This window comes from Streptomyces umbrinus (assembly GCF_030817415.1).
Taxonomy (GTDB): Bacteria; Actinomycetota; Actinomycetes; order Streptomycetales; family Streptomycetaceae; genus Streptomyces; species Streptomyces umbrinus_A.
The window spans coordinates 4,533,759-4,547,254 of sequence record NZ_JAUSZI010000002.1 but is presented as its reverse complement, the minus strand read 5'-3'; the positions used below and the strand labels follow the sequence as shown (position 1 = coordinate 4,547,254).

Here is a 13,496-nt window from a genome sequence, read left to right as displayed (position 1 = left end):
GGGGCGCGACCAGCCCAGACGAACCCGCGCTACCGACGGCCCGCAGTGAACGGCGCAGCCGGCGAACCTACTTGGCGCGATCGAAGTCGATCGCGCTATAAGCCCGCAGCTTCGCCAACCGGTGCTCCGAGTTGATCTGCCGCACCGTCCCCGACTTCGACCGCATCACGATCGAGTCGGTCGTCGCGGTCTCGGGCCGATACCGAACCCCCCGCAGCAGCTCACCGTCGGTGATCCCGGTCGCGACGAAGAAGACGTTCTCGCCGGAGACCAGGTCGTCGGTGAACAGGACCCGGTCGAGGTCGTGGCCCGCGTCGACGGCCCGGGCGCGCTCCTCGTCGTCCTTGGGCCACAACTTGCCCTGGATCGTGCCGCCCAGGCACTTCACCGCACAGGCGGAGATGATGCCCTCGGGCGTACCGCCGATGCCGAGCAGCAGGTCGATACCGGTGCCCTCGCGCAGCGCCAGGATCGAGCCCGCGACATCGCCGTCGGAGATGAGCTTGATGCGGGCGCCGGTCTCCCGGATCTCCTTGATGATGCCGTCGTGGCGCGGCCGGTCGAGGATGACGACCGTGACGTCCTCGGGCGTGACGCGCTTGGCCTTGGCGACCCGGCGGATGTTCACGGACACGGGCGCGTTGATGTCGACGAAGTCGGCGGCCTCGGGGCCGGTGACCAGCTTGTCCATGTAGAAGACCGCGGACGGGTCGAACATGGTGCCGCGGTCGGCGGCGGCCAGCACCGCGATCGCGTTCGTCATGCCCTTCGCGGTGAGCGTGGTGCCGTCGATCGGGTCGACGGCGATGTCGCACTCGGGGCCCGTCCCGTCTCCGACGCGCTCCCCGTTGAAGAGCATCGGGGCCTCGTCCTTCTCGCCCTCCCCGATGACGACGACGCCGTTCATCGAGACGGTGGAGACGAGGGTCCGCATGGCCCGTACGGCCGCTCCGTCGGCGCCGTTCTTGTCGCCGCGGCCGACCCAGCGGCCCGCGGCCATGGCGGCGGCTTCGGTGACCCGGACGAGCTCAAGGGCGAGGTTTCGGTCGGGGGCCTCGGACGGGACCTCGAGTTCGGACGGCAAGTGATGCTCGGTCATCGGAGCGCACCTTTCTGATACGACGACGGCCGGATGAGGGTTCGGCCCGACTCTATCCTCAGTCCGACAAAATGAGCAGGGGGGCCCACGGATGAGCAGACCAGTACACCTGCGACGATGGGGACGTGGCAGGTATGAAAGGCAAGCAGTCGGTCCGGGACATGGTGTTGTCCCTGGGCCTGATCGGCATAGTCGCGGGCTTCATCTACGTCTTCATTCCCAATGACGACTCGGAGCCCCCTCTCAAGCGGGTCGACTACCGCGTGGAGCTCCTGACGGCCCGCCGCGCGGCCGCCTATCCGGTGGCGGCGCCCGAGGGCCTGGCCAAGGAGTGGAAGGCCACGTCGGTGCGGTTCCAGGGCGCCGACTTCGACGCGTGGCACCTCGGCTTCCACGACCCCGACGGTGAGTACGTGGCGATCGAGCAGTCGACTCAGAAGCCCGTCACGTTCATCGACGACGCGAGCCAGGGTGCCGAGGAGACGAACACGACGCAGCGCATCGGCGAGCGCTCCTGGGAGCGGTACGAGGGCGCGAAGTACGACGCCCTCGTCCTCCGGGAGAAGGGCTCGACGACGGTCGTGACCGGCACGGCGTCCTTCGCGCAGCTGACGAAGATGGCCCAAGCCCTGAAGACGGAGTAGGTCCCGTACGCATGACGACGGCCCCCGGCGTTCGTGCCGGGGGCCGTCGTCATGCGTACGGAGAGGTCAGACCGTCGTGATGACCTGGTCGGCCTCCAGGCGCGGGGAGCGAGGGAACCAGGCGTCCTCGGCGGGCCGGCCGATGTTGACCACCATCAGCGGGGTGTGGTCGCCGTCGAGGAACTCCTTCTGGACGCCCGCGAAGTCGAAGCCCGTCATCGGACCGGCGGCCAGACCGGCGGCGCGGACGCCGATGATGAAGTACGCGGCCTGCAGCGCGGCGTTGAGAGAGGCGGCACCCTCACGGGCCGGGCGCTCGGCGAAGAAGACGTCCTTGGCCTGCGGGAAGTGCGGGAACAGGTGCGGGAGTTCCTCGTGGAACTCGTTGTCCGCGGAGAGGATCGCGACGAGCGGGGCGGTGGCCGTCTTCGGCTGGTTGCCCTCGGCCATGTGCTGCACGAGGCGCTCGCGGGCCTCGGCGGAGCGGACCAGGGTGATGCGCAGCGGGGACTGGTTGAAGGCGGTCGGGCCGAACTTGACCAGGTCGTAGATCGCCTGCACCTGCTCCTCGGAGACGGGCTCGTCGGTGAAGGCGTTCGCGGTGCGGGCCTCGCGGAAGAGCAGGTCCTGGGCGGTGGGGTCAAGGACGAGGGACATGAATCAACCTTTTCGGGGAGTGCGTCGAACCCTGTGGGGGATCGCCTTGCACTTCCGAAGGTACGTCGATGAAGTTTAGGATTCAACTAAAACTGGAGCATGGTGATCCGATTCACAGGCCGTGGGGGTCGGTGAAGCGGGTGTGAACGTGAGCACGGAGGGTGTTTTTGGGAGGGGTTGCCCGTGCCTGACGGTCGTGACAGTCGTGCGTGACGGCCGTCAGGCACAGGCCCCTGAGCTACTCGGAGCCGGAGCCGGAGCCGGAGCCGGAGCCGGAGCCGGAGTCGCCAGACGCCTCCTCGGCTTCCTCTCCCGCTTCCGCCCCCGCCAGAGCCGCGTCGAGGCGGGCGCGGGCGCCGTCCAGCCACCGCCGGCACACCTTGGCCAACTCCTCGCCCCGCTCCCACAGGGCGAGCGACTCCTCAAGTGTCGTACCGCCCGCCTCCAGGCGTCGTACGACCTCGATGAGCTCGTCCCGTGCCTGCTCGTACCCGAGCGCCTCGTCCGTCCTGCTGGTCATGCGCCCACCCTAGGGTCTGTCTCGGACATCGACTCGTACCGTGAACTCGCCCTCGGCGACCCGCGCCCGCAGGGACTCGTCCCCCGTCACCTCGTCCGGGGACCGGACCGCGTGACCGTCGGACTTCTGCAGCACCGCGTACCCCCGCTTGAGGGTCGCGGCGGGGGAGAGGGCCACCACGCGCGCGTGCGTGTGCGTCAGCTCCGAGTCGGCGCGGTCGAGGAGGTGCCCGAGCGTGCGGCGGCCGCGGTCCAGCAGCGAGGCGACATGGTCCGCACGCTCGTCGACCATCCGGTGCGGATCCTCTATCGAGGGACGGGCCAGCGCGTGGGCGAGGCCTCTCTCCTCCCGGTCGATCAGGGACTGGACGCTGCGGCGGGCGCGGTCCCGCAGGAACTGGACGCGCTCGTACTCCTCACCGACGTCCGGGACGACCTTCTTCGCCGCGTCGGTGGGGGTGGAGGCGCGCAGGTCGGCCACGTGGTCGAGCAGCGGGTTGTCGGGTTCGTGCCCGATGGCCGACACGACCGGTGTACGGCAGGACGCGACCGCCCGTACGAGCTGCTCGTCCGAGAACGGGAGCAGGTCCTCCACGCTGCCGCCACCGCGCGCCACGATGATCACGTCCACGTCGTCGAGCCCGTCCAGCTCCTTCACGGCCTGGACGACCTGGGGGACCGCGTGGACGCCCTGCACGGCGACGTTGCGCACCTCGAAGCGGACGGCGGGCCAGCGGTGGCGCGCGTTCTCCAGCACGTCCCGCTCGGCGGCGGAGGCACGGCCGCAGACGAGCCCGATGAGCTGGGGCAGGAAGGGCAGCGGCTTCTTGCGCTCGGCCGCGAACAGCCCCTCACGTGCCAGGGACTTCTTCAACTGCTCAAGCCGGGCAAGCAGTTCGCCCACGCCCACCGGCTTTATCTCGCTGGCCCGCAACGACAGCTGCCCACGAGGCGCGTACCACTCGGGCTTCGCGAGTACGACGACACGGGCGCCCTCGCTCACCACGTCGGCGACCGCGTCGAACACCTGGCGGTAGCAGGTCACGCTCACCGAGATGTCGTGCGAGGGATCGCGCAGCGTCAGAAACACGACACCCGCGCCCGGCCGCCGCGACAGCTGAGTGATCTGCCCCTCCACCCACACCGCCCCGAGCCGGTCGATCCACCCCCCGATGAGCCGCGACACCTCACCGACGGGGATGGGGGCGTCCGAGGACGTGTTGAGAGCCATGCGGCGAGCGTAGCCGCAGGCTGTGACAGTGCCGCCCAGTCCCCCGCGCCCCTAAAAAGGCAAGCCGGGGCGCCAGCATGCCTTTAGGGGCGCGGGGAACTGCGCGACCAGCCCCCACGAACCCGCACACTCCCACGCACCGAGTCTCCCCAAGGGGGGTCAGGGGGCGCAGCCCCCAGGGACGGGGCGGGTAGGGGCGGCGGGGGCGAGAAAACCCCCGGTCAGCCCGCCGCAGACCCCCGCTGCGCCACCAACACCCCCACCCCGACAACCAGCCACACCGCCCCCACCACCTGCGCCGCCCCCGACGCCTCGAAGATCACGGCCACAGTGATCGCCGCCCCCACAACAGGCATCAGCACATGCCGCCACCACACCACCGCCCCACCCCGCCGCCGCACGGCGAACCAGCCCACCACGCTCGCGTGCAGCAGCGTGAACGCGGTCAACGCCCCGATGTCGACCACCGACACCAGATGGTCCATCCCGTCATCACGCCGAGCGGCCCACACCGCGGCCACCATCGTGATGACGGCCGCGCAGAGCAGAGCCACCCGCGGCACCCCGGAGTCCGTCCGGGACAGAACCCGCGGCAGCCGCCGGTCCCGGGACATGGCGAACAGCAGCCGCCCGGCCGCCGCCTGCCCGGCCAGCGCCGCGAAGGCCGCCCCGATGGCCTTGCTCACCGCCACCAGATCGTGCAGCCACGTCCCGACGGAGGCGTCCACGGCGTCGTAGAACGCCGACCCCTGCTTGCCCGGATCGGCGGCGAGCTGCGCGGACGACAGCGGTTCGAGCAGGGCGATGAGATACGTCTGAGCGATGAACAGCACACCGGCGAGGGCGAGGCAGAACAGCACCGCCCTGGCCACCTTCTCCGAACTCCCCGTCACCTCCTCGGCGAAGGAGGCGATCGCGTCGAAGCCGAGATAGGAGAGCACGGCGATCGAGACGGCCCCGACGACGGCGGACAACGCGAACGCCCCCTGGGAGCCGTCACCCGACAGCGGCGACAGCCACCCCCGCTCGGCCCCGTCGCGCGCGAGGACGACGACCGCCGACACGACGAAGACAAGGAGGACCACGATCTCCATCGCGAGCACCAGGAAACCGACACGCGCGGCGGCCCGTACGCCCCACAGGTTGAGCAGTGTCGTGACGACGACGGCGAGCGCCGTCCACACCCACCGCGAGACCTCCGGGACCAGGGAGTTCATCGCGATCCCGGAGAAGAGGTACGCCACCGCCGGGATGAGGAGGTAGTCCAGCATCGCCATCCAGCCGGCGATGAACCCCGCCTCTTTTCCGAGCGCCGCGCGCGCGTAGGCGAACACCGAACCCGCCTGGGGGACCACGCGCACCATCTGGGCGTAGCTGAAAGCGGTGAACGCCATCGCGACCGTGGCGACGACGTAGACCAGCGCGACCGCCCCGTGCGACTTGGCGTCGAGGGTCCCGAAGATGCCGACCGGCGCCATGGGGGCGATGAACAGCAGCCCGTAGACGACCAGATCGCGGAAGCCTAGATTCCGCCGTAGACCCTGCTCGTCGTCGGCCGTGCGGGCCGAGGTCTCCGTGCCGGACATCCGTACCTCCCGAGAGTCGCGCCTTGCCCCACCCCTCCCAGCTCCACAGCTCCCGACCAGTCTCCCCAAGGCGGCGATCTTTGACGCGCCGGGCGCGGCCTTACGATGGGATGCATGACTGCTTCGACTGGCCGCCGTGTCCTCCTCGCCGCCCCTCGTGGCTACTGCGCGGGAGTCGACCGTGCCGTGATCGCCGTCGAGAAGGCCCTGGAGCAGTACGGGGCCCCGATCTATGTCCGCCACGAAATCGTCCACAACAAGTACGTCGTGCGGACCCTGGAGAAGAAGGGTGCGATCTTCGTCGAGCAGACGGCGGAGGTCCCCGAGGGGTCCATCGTCATGTTCTCGGCGCACGGCGTCGCCCCGGTCGTCCACGACGAGGCCGCGGCGGGCAAGCTCGCCACCATCGACGCGACCTGCCCGCTGGTCACCAAGGTCCACAAGGAAGCCGTCCGCTTCGCCAAGGAGGACTACGACATCCTCCTGATCGGGCACGAGGGCCACGAGGAGGTCATCGGCACGTCCGGCGAGGCGCCCGAGCACATCACGCTGGTCGACGGCCCCGAGGACGTGGCCGAGGTCGAGGTGCGCGACCCCTCCAAGGTGGTCTGGCTCTCCCAGACCACGCTGTCGGTCGACGAGACCATGGAGACGGTCGACGCGCTCAAGGACAAGTTCCCGCAGCTCATCTCCCCGCCCAGTGACGACATCTGCTACGCCACGCAGAACCGCCAGATCGCGGTGAAGAAGCTCGCCGAGGACGCTCAGCTGGTGATCGTGGTGGGCTCGAAGAACTCCTCGAACTCGATCCGGATGGTCGAGGTCGCCCTGGACGCGGGCGCCTCCGCCGCACACCTGGTGGACTTCGCCGCCGAGATCGACGAGGCCTGGCTGGAGGGCGTCACCACGGTCGGTCTGACCTCCGGTGCCTCGGTCCCGGACGTACTGGTGGACGGCGTGCTGGAGTGGCTGGCCGAGCGTGGCTACGGGGACGTGGAGACGGTGAAGACGGCCGAGGAGTCCATCACGTTCTCGCTCCCCAAGGAACTGCGCCGTGACCTGCGCGCGGAGGCGGCGGCCCTGGTGGCGGACCGCACCGGTAGCACCCCCTCGGCGGAGTGACTGTCCGTCGTACGACGTAACGTAGAGCCATGCAGATCTTCGGTGTGGACATCGGCGGCTCAGGGATCAAGGGTGCGCCCGTGGACCTGGACCGCGGGGACCTGGCGGAGGAGCGCTACAAGGTGCTCACGCCGCACCCCGCGACGCCCGACGCGGTGGCGGACGGCGTGAAGGAGGTCGTCGGCCACTTCGGCTGGACGGGCCCGGTCGGGATCACCTTCCCGGGTGTGGTCACCGGCGGCGCCACCATCCGTACGGCCGCCAACGTGGACAAGGACTGGATCGACACGGACGCCCGCGCCCTGCTCGGCGACCGGCTGGGCGGACTGCCGGTGACGGTGCTGAACGACGCGGACGCGGCGGGCGTCGCAGAGATGCAGTTCGGCGCGGGCCGCGACCGCCAGGGCACGGTCATCCTCCTGACGTTCGGTACGGGGATCGGCAGCGCCGTCTTCGTGGACGGCGTCCTGGTGCCGAACACGGAGCTGGGCCACCTGGAGCTGAACGGCCACGACGCGGAGAAGCACGCGTCGACCAAGGCCAAGGAGGACCACGACCTCACGTGGGAGCACTGGGCCCGGCGCGTCCAGAAGTACCTCGCCCATGTGGAGATGCTCTTCTCGCCCGAGCTGTTCATCATCGGCGGCGGCGTCAGCCGCAAGTCCCAGAAGTTCCTGCCCCTGATCGAGGACATCAAGGCGGAGATCGTCCCGGCCCAGCTGCAGAACAACGCGGGGATCGTGGGCGCGGCGATGAGGGCGGCGAAGGCGAGCTAGCGACCACCGTCGGCGACGCCGGGCGCCGACCGCCCAGGGGGACGGAACCTCAGGCGGCTGTCCGGCGCCGCTGCGCCGCACGACGGCTCATCATCCGCACCTTGCGCACGGTGACGATGAGCCCGGCGACCAGCGTGCCCCCGTACAGCCATCCCGCGTGCAGCGCGAGAGCGGTGACCAGCCCCATCACCCGCCCGAAGAATCCCCCACTGCTGTCGGCGATCGGCAGGAGTCCGACGGCGAAGGCGATCGGCACGGCGACGACCGCAGTGACGAGGTCGGCCCGCCGCACCCACACCGCCGTCAACGCGCACACGGGCAGGAACAGCACCCCGTAGACGACGAGCGAGGACCCGAACAGCAGTGCGTCGAGACAGGCCAGCGCGAACATCGACGCGGCACAGAACAGTCCGCTGCCCAGCCCGGTGAGCCGGGGGTTGGGGAACCGGCGGACGGCCTGCACGAGCGGTGACACGGCCGGCGCGGTCCGCGGGACACCGGCCCCGGCCTGTCGGGTCGTGCGGGCTCCACCCCGTCCGGCCTGCGGGGGAAGGGGCGCGCCGCGCAGCGGCGGTGACTGAGGGGGACGAGTTCTGTGTTGCTCCACAGGTCCAACTTAGGTCGGGTTATGTGCGGAATGGCACCCGAGACACGCGCTTTGAATGACCTTGGCCAAGCGTTCGATACGTCGCCGGTACGGGGCGCGGAACGCCGTAGACTGGTGGATCGTCTGGATCGTCCTCCACCCTTACGTACGGGAAGTCGCAACGTGTCGCTCACGATCGGAATCGTCGGTCTGCCGAATGTCGGCAAGTCGACCCTGTTCAACGCCCTGACCAAGAACGACGTGCTGGCGGCCAACTACCCGTTCGCCACGATCGAGCCGAACGTCGGCGTGGTCGGCGTCCCCGACGCCAGGCTGACCAAGCTGGCGGAGATCTTCAGCTCCCAGAAGATCCTCCCGGCCACGGTCGACTTCGTGGATATCGCGGGCATCGTGCGCGGCGCGAGCGAGGGCGAGGGCCTCGGCAACAAGTTCCTCGCGAACATCCGTGAGTCCGACGCGATCTGCCAGGTCATCCGTGCCTTCAAGGACGAGAACGTCGTGCACGTGGACGGCAAGGTCTCGCCGAAGGACGACATCGAGACGATCAACACCGAGCTGATCCTCGCCGACCTGCAGACCATCGAGAAGGTCCTGCCGCGCCTCCAGAAGGAGTCGCGGATCAAGAAGGACGTCGTGGCGAAGGTGGCGGCGGTCGAGGCGGCCAAGGAGATCCTGGACGGCGGCCAGACCCTCTTCGCCGCGGGCATCAAGCAGGACTCGGAGCAGGAGGCACTCCTCCACGACCTGCACCTGCTCACCGTCAAGCCGTTCCTCTACGTCTTCAACGTCGACGAGGACGAGCTGACCGACGACGCCTTCAAGGCCGAGCAGAGCGCACTGGTCGCCCCCGCCGAGGCGATCTTCCTCAACGCCAAGCTGGAGGCGGACCTCGCCGAACTGGACGACGAGGAGGCCCTGGAACTCCTCCAGTCCGTCGGAGTGGAGGAGCCCGGCCTCGCCACGCTCGCCCACGTCGGCTTCAACACCCTCGGCCTGCAGACGTACCTCACCGCCGGCCCCAAGGAATCCCGAGCCTGGACCATCAAGAAGGGCGCCACCGCCCCCGAGGCCGCCGGAGTCATCCACACCGACTTCCAGAAGGGCTTCATCAAGGCGGAGGTCATCTCCTTCGAAGACCTCGTCGAAACAGGCTCAGTGGCCGAGGCCCGAGCCAAGGGCAAGGCCCGCATGGAGGGCAAGGAGTATGTGATGCAGGACGGGGATGTGGTGGAGTTCCGCTTCAACAACTGAACTCCACCACGTTGCTGATGTGGTGGAGTTCAACGCCAAAGTACAAGTGGTCGGCGCCGGGTCGGTTCATCCCGGTGCCGACCATTCGCTGCCGTCTTCCAGTGTCGGTCTCGAAAACGAGGCCGGCGCGGAAGGCTGCGAACCGTGCCGCTACGCCAGAGCCGCTGACGACTTCCGCAGATCGTCACGTGTGGCTGGTCGGTCAGTCGGCCGGCTCGGAGCCGTTGGCCGGCGCGGACCGCTGGATGTCGTCGTTGGTCGCGGCCCAGCTGGCCAGCAGGTTGAGAGCGTCCTGTGTGGGTGAGGCGGGCTCGGCGGTGTAGGTGAGGAGTACCTGGCTGGGGTCGGCGCCCAGTGGGAAGGTCTCGAAGGGCAGGTCGAGGTCGCCGACGACCGGGTGGTGGAGGAGCTTCACGCCGGTGGTGTGCATGCGGACGTTGTGGGCGGCCCAGCGGCGGCGGAATTCCTCGCTGCGGGTGGACAGCTCCCCGATCAGGTCCGTCAGCCGCCGGTCGTAGAGATCGCGGCCGGCCTCGGCGCGCAGCATGGCGACCGTGTCGCCTGCGACTTGGTCCCAGTCGCGGAAGAACTCGGTCGCGTGCGGGTCGAGAAAGACGAACCGGGCGTTGTTGGGTGGCCGCGCCGGGTCGGCGTAGACCGGGGAGAACAGGGCGCGCCCGAGAGGGTTTGCGGCCAGGATGTCCCCGCGTCCGCTGAGGATGAACGCTGGTGTGCCGCTCATCGAGTCCAGTACGCGCTGCACCGCGGGCCGCACGCGCTGTTGGACGGGTCGGCGGCGCGGCGGGCGCGTCGTGCCGGCGCCGCGCAGGAGGTCGAGCAGGTGGATTCGTTCGGCTTCGTCGAGCTGAAGTGCTTGCGCGATGCCGTCGATGACGCTCTCGGAGACGCCGGTGGCGTTGCCGCGCTCCAGTCGGGTGTAGTACTCGCTGGAGATGCCTGCGAGTAGGGCGACCTCCTCGCGGCGCAGCCCGGTGACCCGTCGGCGCTCCCCGCCGTAGACGGGCAGTCCGGCCTGCTCGGGGGTGACCTTGGCCCGTCGTGTGCCGAGGAATTCCCGGATCTCCGCGCGGAAATCGTCACGGATGTCGCGGTTGGTGCCGTTGGGGTTGTTTCTGCCTGCCATGCGCTTCACTCTACGAGCGCTTCCGCCGGGTTGGGGGTCCCTGGCAGTGACCCCCTCATCAGGGACTCCCACACGCCCGTGACACCCGGTTCTGTTGGCGGTGCACCGCCCACGGCGGTGTGAACGGCCCGGATACGGCGGCGCGCTTGTGCCGCCGGTCTCCAGCCCCTCTGCGGCGCAGTCGGCGCTGAACGCATCACCCCCCGCGCACACCGGGTGCCGGATACGGCGCCTGAAAGGACCCCCCATGAGCAAGGTCATTTTTGTCACCGGTGCCGGACGCGGTCTCGGCACGGACATCGCCCGCGAGGCCCTCGCCGCCGGCCACCAGGTCGTCGCCACCGGCCGCCGCCCCGAGGAGGTCGAGAAGACCCTGGGCGGGCCGCAGGACAACCTGCTGGTCACCAAGCTGGACGTCACCAGCCTGGAGGACGCCGAGGCCGCCGCGCAGGCCGCCGTCGACCGCTTCGGCCGTATCGACGTCCTGATCAACAACGCCGGGAACCTCTTCGCCGGCTACTTCGAGGAGATCTCGCCCGCGCAGATGCGCCAGCAGTTCGAGACCAACCTCTTCGGCCCGATGAACGTCACCCGCGCCGTCCTGCCCGTCCTGCGCAAGCAGCGCGCCGGCCACATCATCACCATCACCTCGACCGCCGGGCTGGTCGGCATGGAGTTCACCTCCGCCTACGCCGCCTCCAAGTTCGCGGAAGAGGGCTGGATGGAGTCCCTGCGCTACGACGTCGAGCCGTACGACATCCACACCACCATCGTGGAGCCCGGCTACTTCCGCACCGAACTCCTCGTGGACGGCTCCACCACCTGGCCCGAGCTGTCCATCGACGACTACGCCCCCCGCACCGCCCCGACGATCGAGGGCATGAAGAGCATGAACGGCCAGCAGCCCGGCGACCCCGCCAAGCTCGCCCGCGCCCTGCTCACCATCGCCGACCAGGACAAGCCGCTGCAGCGCTTCGTCGCCGGCGCGGACGCCATCGAGGCCGCCGAGGCCAAGGCGAGGGAACTCCTCGCCCAGGCCCAGGCATCCCGCGAGCTCGGCTGCGCCCTCGCCTACGACGAGGCCCACGCCTGAGCGATACGCCCGGCACTTCCGCCGAGGCGGAGGCCGGCCACCAGTGCATTTCCGACAGTTTGGAGAGAGGCGACATGCCACTCAAAGGCGAGTACGAGCCGAGCAAGGCGCAGTTTGTACGTGACCAAGTGGAGCTCTATGAAGGGTCCGGTGGTACGGAGGGAACGACGTTGCAGGACCTGCCCGTCGTCATCCTGACCACCCTGGGCGCGAAGAGCGGCAAGATCCGCAAGGTCCCGGTCATGCGGGTCGAGCACGAGGGCTCCTACGCCGTGGTCGCCTCCATGGCAGGAGCCCCCAGCCACCCGGTCTGGTACCACAACGCGGTCGCCGACTCCCGGGTCGAGCTTCAGGACGGCCCGGTGCGCCAGGACATGCTGGCACGCGAGGTGACCGGGGACGAGAAGGCCGTGTGGTGGGCCCGAGCCGTCGAGGTGTTCCCGGACTACGCCGAGTACCAGAAGAAGACGGCCCGCGAGATTCCGGTTCTCGTTCTGGAACCGGCAGCTCAGGAGCGCTGACGCGGCACAGGCCGGTTCAGCCTACGGACACGGCCCGCCGGCTGATGGCGCACCGCACTGGCTGGACGTCACCGCCCCGAAGCGGTCACCCATGGCCGGATCACCGTACGTGATCACCTGGGCGGCGCCTTCGCCGAGGCTGTCGTCGCGGAGTACCACATCGCGGAGTCCGTCCCCGCCCGTCTCAGCCCCGCGCTCCTGGAGCCCGCGCAGGAGAGGGGCGACCGACGCCCGGCGAATTCCTGATCCGTCACACCTGACCAATCCGTATCCGTTCACCCCTATCACTGATCACTGAAAAGGTTCCTCATCATGTCCAAGGTTCTCCTTGTCGTAGGCCATCCCGACCTGTCCCAGTCGAAGGCCAACGCGGCGCTCGTGGACGCCGTGCGCGATCTGGCCCATGTCACCGTGCACGACCTCTACGCCGCCTACCCCGACTTCCGGATCGACGCCGACGCCGAGCGGGCGCTGCTGGCCGAGCACGACGTGATCGTCTTCCAGCACCCGGTGTACTGGTACAACACCACCCCTCTGTTGAAGCAGTGGCAGGACAAGGTCTTCACCCTTGGCTGGGCCTTCACCATGGACGGCTCTCCCTCACAGCTGGCCGGCAAGAAGGCAGTCGTCGCCGTCACCGCCGGCGTCCCCGCCGAGCACTACACCCCCGAAGGCGCGAACCAGACCACCCTGGAGGCCCTCCTCAGCAGCTGGCACTCGACCCTGCGGCTCTGCCAGTTCGACATCCAGCCGATGGTCAAGCTGTACGGCACCGCCTTCGGCCTCTCGGACGAGGAACTGGCCACCGCCGCCAAGCAGTACAACGAACTGCTCGACTCCTTCGCCGCCTGACCGCGCATTCACCACAGCGGCCGCTCTCGTCGATCGCGACGCAGTGGTGATGGGTTCTACCGGTCTCCGGCCGCTCTTTGTCTGATCGGCGTCGAGCGGCCGGAGACCTGGCTGCGCGGAAAACCAGCGCCCTGCGCCGTAAGTGCTCTCATGGGCGGTCAGCACCGGGGTGAGCGGGGTGATCTGGTCGTGCGGAACGAAGCGGCAGCCGCACCAGCAGTGAACGATGCGCGCACCGGCCCGGCCCCCTTGTCCCTCGGCGTCCTGAGGACGAGACGGAACGTCACCACGTCGGCGACCTCGACGGCTACCTGCCGCCCGCATGGCCATCCGGCTTGCGTAGGCGCGTCGTCCTCGTTGCGGAAGGTGGGCGCCGCGCCGACATCGATGAGCG

At 69.2% G+C, this 13,496-nt stretch carries 14 protein-coding genes; 7 read left to right on the top strand and 7 right to left on the bottom strand.

Translation table 11 applies throughout. The annotated features are described in order from the left end of the window. Positions 1-67: 67 nt before the first annotated feature. A complete protein-coding gene (gene glpX, locus QF035_RS19835; RefSeq protein ID WP_055615017.1) occupies positions 68-1,099 on the bottom strand; it encodes a class II fructose-bisphosphatase in 1,032 nt (343 codons plus the stop codon). Between the two features lie 125 nt (positions 1,100-1,224). Here glpX and QF035_RS19830 point away from each other — a divergent pair, with 125 nt between their 5' ends. Further along, positions 1,225-1,743 (top strand): DUF4245 domain-containing protein, encoded by a 519-nt coding sequence (locus QF035_RS19830; RefSeq protein ID WP_307521753.1) that lies wholly within the window; start codon positions 1,225-1,227, stop codon positions 1,741-1,743. Positions 1,744-1,809: 66 nt separating this feature from the next. Here QF035_RS19830 and QF035_RS19825 read toward each other — a convergent pair whose 3' ends face one another. From QF035_RS19825 to QF035_RS19810, 4 genes are all read right to left on the bottom strand, one after another. After that, positions 1,810-2,400, bottom strand: a complete 591-nt coding sequence (locus QF035_RS19825; protein WP_143636673.1) for a malonic semialdehyde reductase — start codon at positions 2,398-2,400, stop codon at positions 1,810-1,812. Between the two features lie 238 nt (positions 2,401-2,638). Next, positions 2,639-2,920 (bottom strand): exodeoxyribonuclease VII small subunit, encoded by a 282-nt coding sequence (locus QF035_RS19820; protein ID WP_307521752.1) that lies wholly within the window; start codon positions 2,918-2,920, stop codon positions 2,639-2,641. A gap of 9 nt (positions 2,921-2,929) precedes the next feature. Continuing rightward, positions 2,930-4,150 carry an exodeoxyribonuclease VII large subunit gene (xseA, locus tag QF035_RS19815; RefSeq protein ID WP_307521751.1) on the bottom strand — a complete coding sequence of 407 codons (1,221 nt, stop codon included), beginning with the start codon at positions 4,148-4,150 and terminating at the stop codon, positions 2,930-2,932. 221 nt (positions 4,151-4,371) lie between these two features. Beyond that, a complete protein-coding gene (locus tag QF035_RS19810; protein WP_307521749.1) occupies positions 4,372-5,736 on the bottom strand; it encodes an APC family permease in 1,365 nt (454 codons plus the stop codon). A 105-nt stretch (positions 5,737-5,841) separates the two neighbouring features. On the opposite strand from QF035_RS19810, the gene QF035_RS19805 reads away from it, so the two are divergent. Both QF035_RS19805 and ppgK read left to right on the top strand, forming a co-directional pair. Beyond that, the gene (locus QF035_RS19805; RefSeq protein ID WP_307521748.1) at positions 5,842-6,858 is read left to right on the top strand and encodes a 4-hydroxy-3-methylbut-2-enyl diphosphate reductase; all 1,017 of its coding nucleotides are present in this window, start codon (positions 5,842-5,844) and stop codon (positions 6,856-6,858) included. Positions 6,859-6,887: 29 nt separating this feature from the next. Further along, the gene (gene ppgK / locus QF035_RS19800) at positions 6,888-7,634 is read left to right on the top strand and encodes a polyphosphate--glucose phosphotransferase (protein ID WP_307521747.1); all 747 of its coding nucleotides are present in this window, start codon (positions 6,888-6,890) and stop codon (positions 7,632-7,634) included. 49 nt (positions 7,635-7,683) lie between these two features. Here ppgK and QF035_RS19795 read toward each other — a convergent pair whose 3' ends face one another. Beyond that, positions 7,684-8,109, bottom strand: coding sequence for a DUF6542 domain-containing protein (locus tag QF035_RS19795; RefSeq protein WP_373466682.1), 426 nt, complete (start codon positions 8,107-8,109; stop codon positions 7,684-7,686). A gap of 294 nt (positions 8,110-8,403) precedes the next feature. Here QF035_RS19795 and ychF point away from each other — a divergent pair, with 294 nt between their 5' ends. Next, positions 8,404-9,492 carry a redox-regulated ATPase YchF gene (gene ychF / locus QF035_RS19790; RefSeq protein WP_307521744.1) on the top strand — a complete coding sequence of 363 codons (1,089 nt, stop codon included), beginning with the start codon at positions 8,404-8,406 and terminating at the stop codon, positions 9,490-9,492. Positions 9,493-9,694: 202 nt separating this feature from the next. Here the strand turns inward: ychF and QF035_RS19785 are convergent, their stop codons facing one another. Next, complete coding sequence (locus QF035_RS19785) at positions 9,695-10,636, bottom strand: helix-turn-helix transcriptional regulator (protein ID WP_307521743.1); 942 nt, start codon at positions 10,634-10,636, stop codon at positions 9,695-9,697. Between the two features lie 247 nt (positions 10,637-10,883). Here QF035_RS19785 and QF035_RS19780 point away from each other — a divergent pair, with 247 nt between their 5' ends. The 3 genes from QF035_RS19780 to QF035_RS19770 all read left to right on the top strand — a co-directional run bounded on the left by QF035_RS19780 (position 10,884) and on the right by QF035_RS19770 (position 13,102). Continuing rightward, the gene (locus QF035_RS19780) at positions 10,884-11,729 is read left to right on the top strand and encodes an SDR family oxidoreductase (RefSeq protein WP_307521741.1); all 846 of its coding nucleotides are present in this window, start codon (positions 10,884-10,886) and stop codon (positions 11,727-11,729) included. 74 nt (positions 11,730-11,803) lie between these two features. Next, positions 11,804-12,250 (top strand): nitroreductase family deazaflavin-dependent oxidoreductase, encoded by a 447-nt coding sequence (locus tag QF035_RS19775; protein ID WP_307521739.1) that lies wholly within the window; start codon positions 11,804-11,806, stop codon positions 12,248-12,250. 312 nt (positions 12,251-12,562) lie between these two features. After that, positions 12,563-13,102 carry an NAD(P)H-dependent oxidoreductase gene (locus QF035_RS19770; RefSeq protein WP_307521738.1) on the top strand — a complete coding sequence of 180 codons (540 nt, stop codon included), beginning with the start codon at positions 12,563-12,565 and terminating at the stop codon, positions 13,100-13,102. Positions 13,103-13,496 lie beyond the last annotated feature (394 nt).

What these genes read in the sequence shown, in the direction of transcription:
- ppgK (WP_307521747.1), top strand. Translation starts at nt 6,888, where the DNA reads ATGCAGATCTTCGGTGTGGACATCGGCGGCTCAGGGATCAAGGGTGCG.
- glpX (WP_055615017.1), bottom strand. Translation starts at nt 1,099, where the DNA reads ATGACCGAGCATCACTTGCCGTCCGAACTCGAGGTCCCGTCCGAGGCC.
- QF035_RS19805 (WP_307521748.1), top strand. Translation starts at nt 5,842, where the DNA reads ATGGGATGCATGACTGCTTCGACTGGCCGCCGTGTCCTCCTCGCCGCC.
- QF035_RS19775 (WP_307521739.1), top strand. Translation starts at nt 11,804, where the DNA reads ATGCCACTCAAAGGCGAGTACGAGCCGAGCAAGGCGCAGTTTGTACGT.
- QF035_RS19780 (WP_307521741.1), top strand. Translation starts at nt 10,884, where the DNA reads ATGAGCAAGGTCATTTTTGTCACCGGTGCCGGACGCGGTCTCGGCACG.
- QF035_RS19785 (WP_307521743.1), bottom strand. Translation starts at nt 10,636, where the DNA reads ATGGCAGGCAGAAACAACCCCAACGGCACCAACCGCGACATCCGTGAC.
- QF035_RS19810 (WP_307521749.1), bottom strand. Translation starts at nt 5,736, where the DNA reads ATGTCCGGCACGGAGACCTCGGCCCGCACGGCCGACGACGAGCAGGGT.
- QF035_RS19825 (WP_143636673.1), bottom strand. Translation starts at nt 2,400, where the DNA reads ATGTCCCTCGTCCTTGACCCCACCGCCCAGGACCTGCTCTTCCGCGAG.
- QF035_RS19770 (WP_307521738.1), top strand. Translation starts at nt 12,563, where the DNA reads ATGTCCAAGGTTCTCCTTGTCGTAGGCCATCCCGACCTGTCCCAGTCG.
- QF035_RS19820 (WP_307521752.1), bottom strand. Translation starts at nt 2,920, where the DNA reads ATGACCAGCAGGACGGACGAGGCGCTCGGGTACGAGCAGGCACGGGAC.
- xseA (WP_307521751.1), bottom strand. Translation starts at nt 4,150, where the DNA reads ATGGCTCTCAACACGTCCTCGGACGCCCCCATCCCCGTCGGTGAGGTG.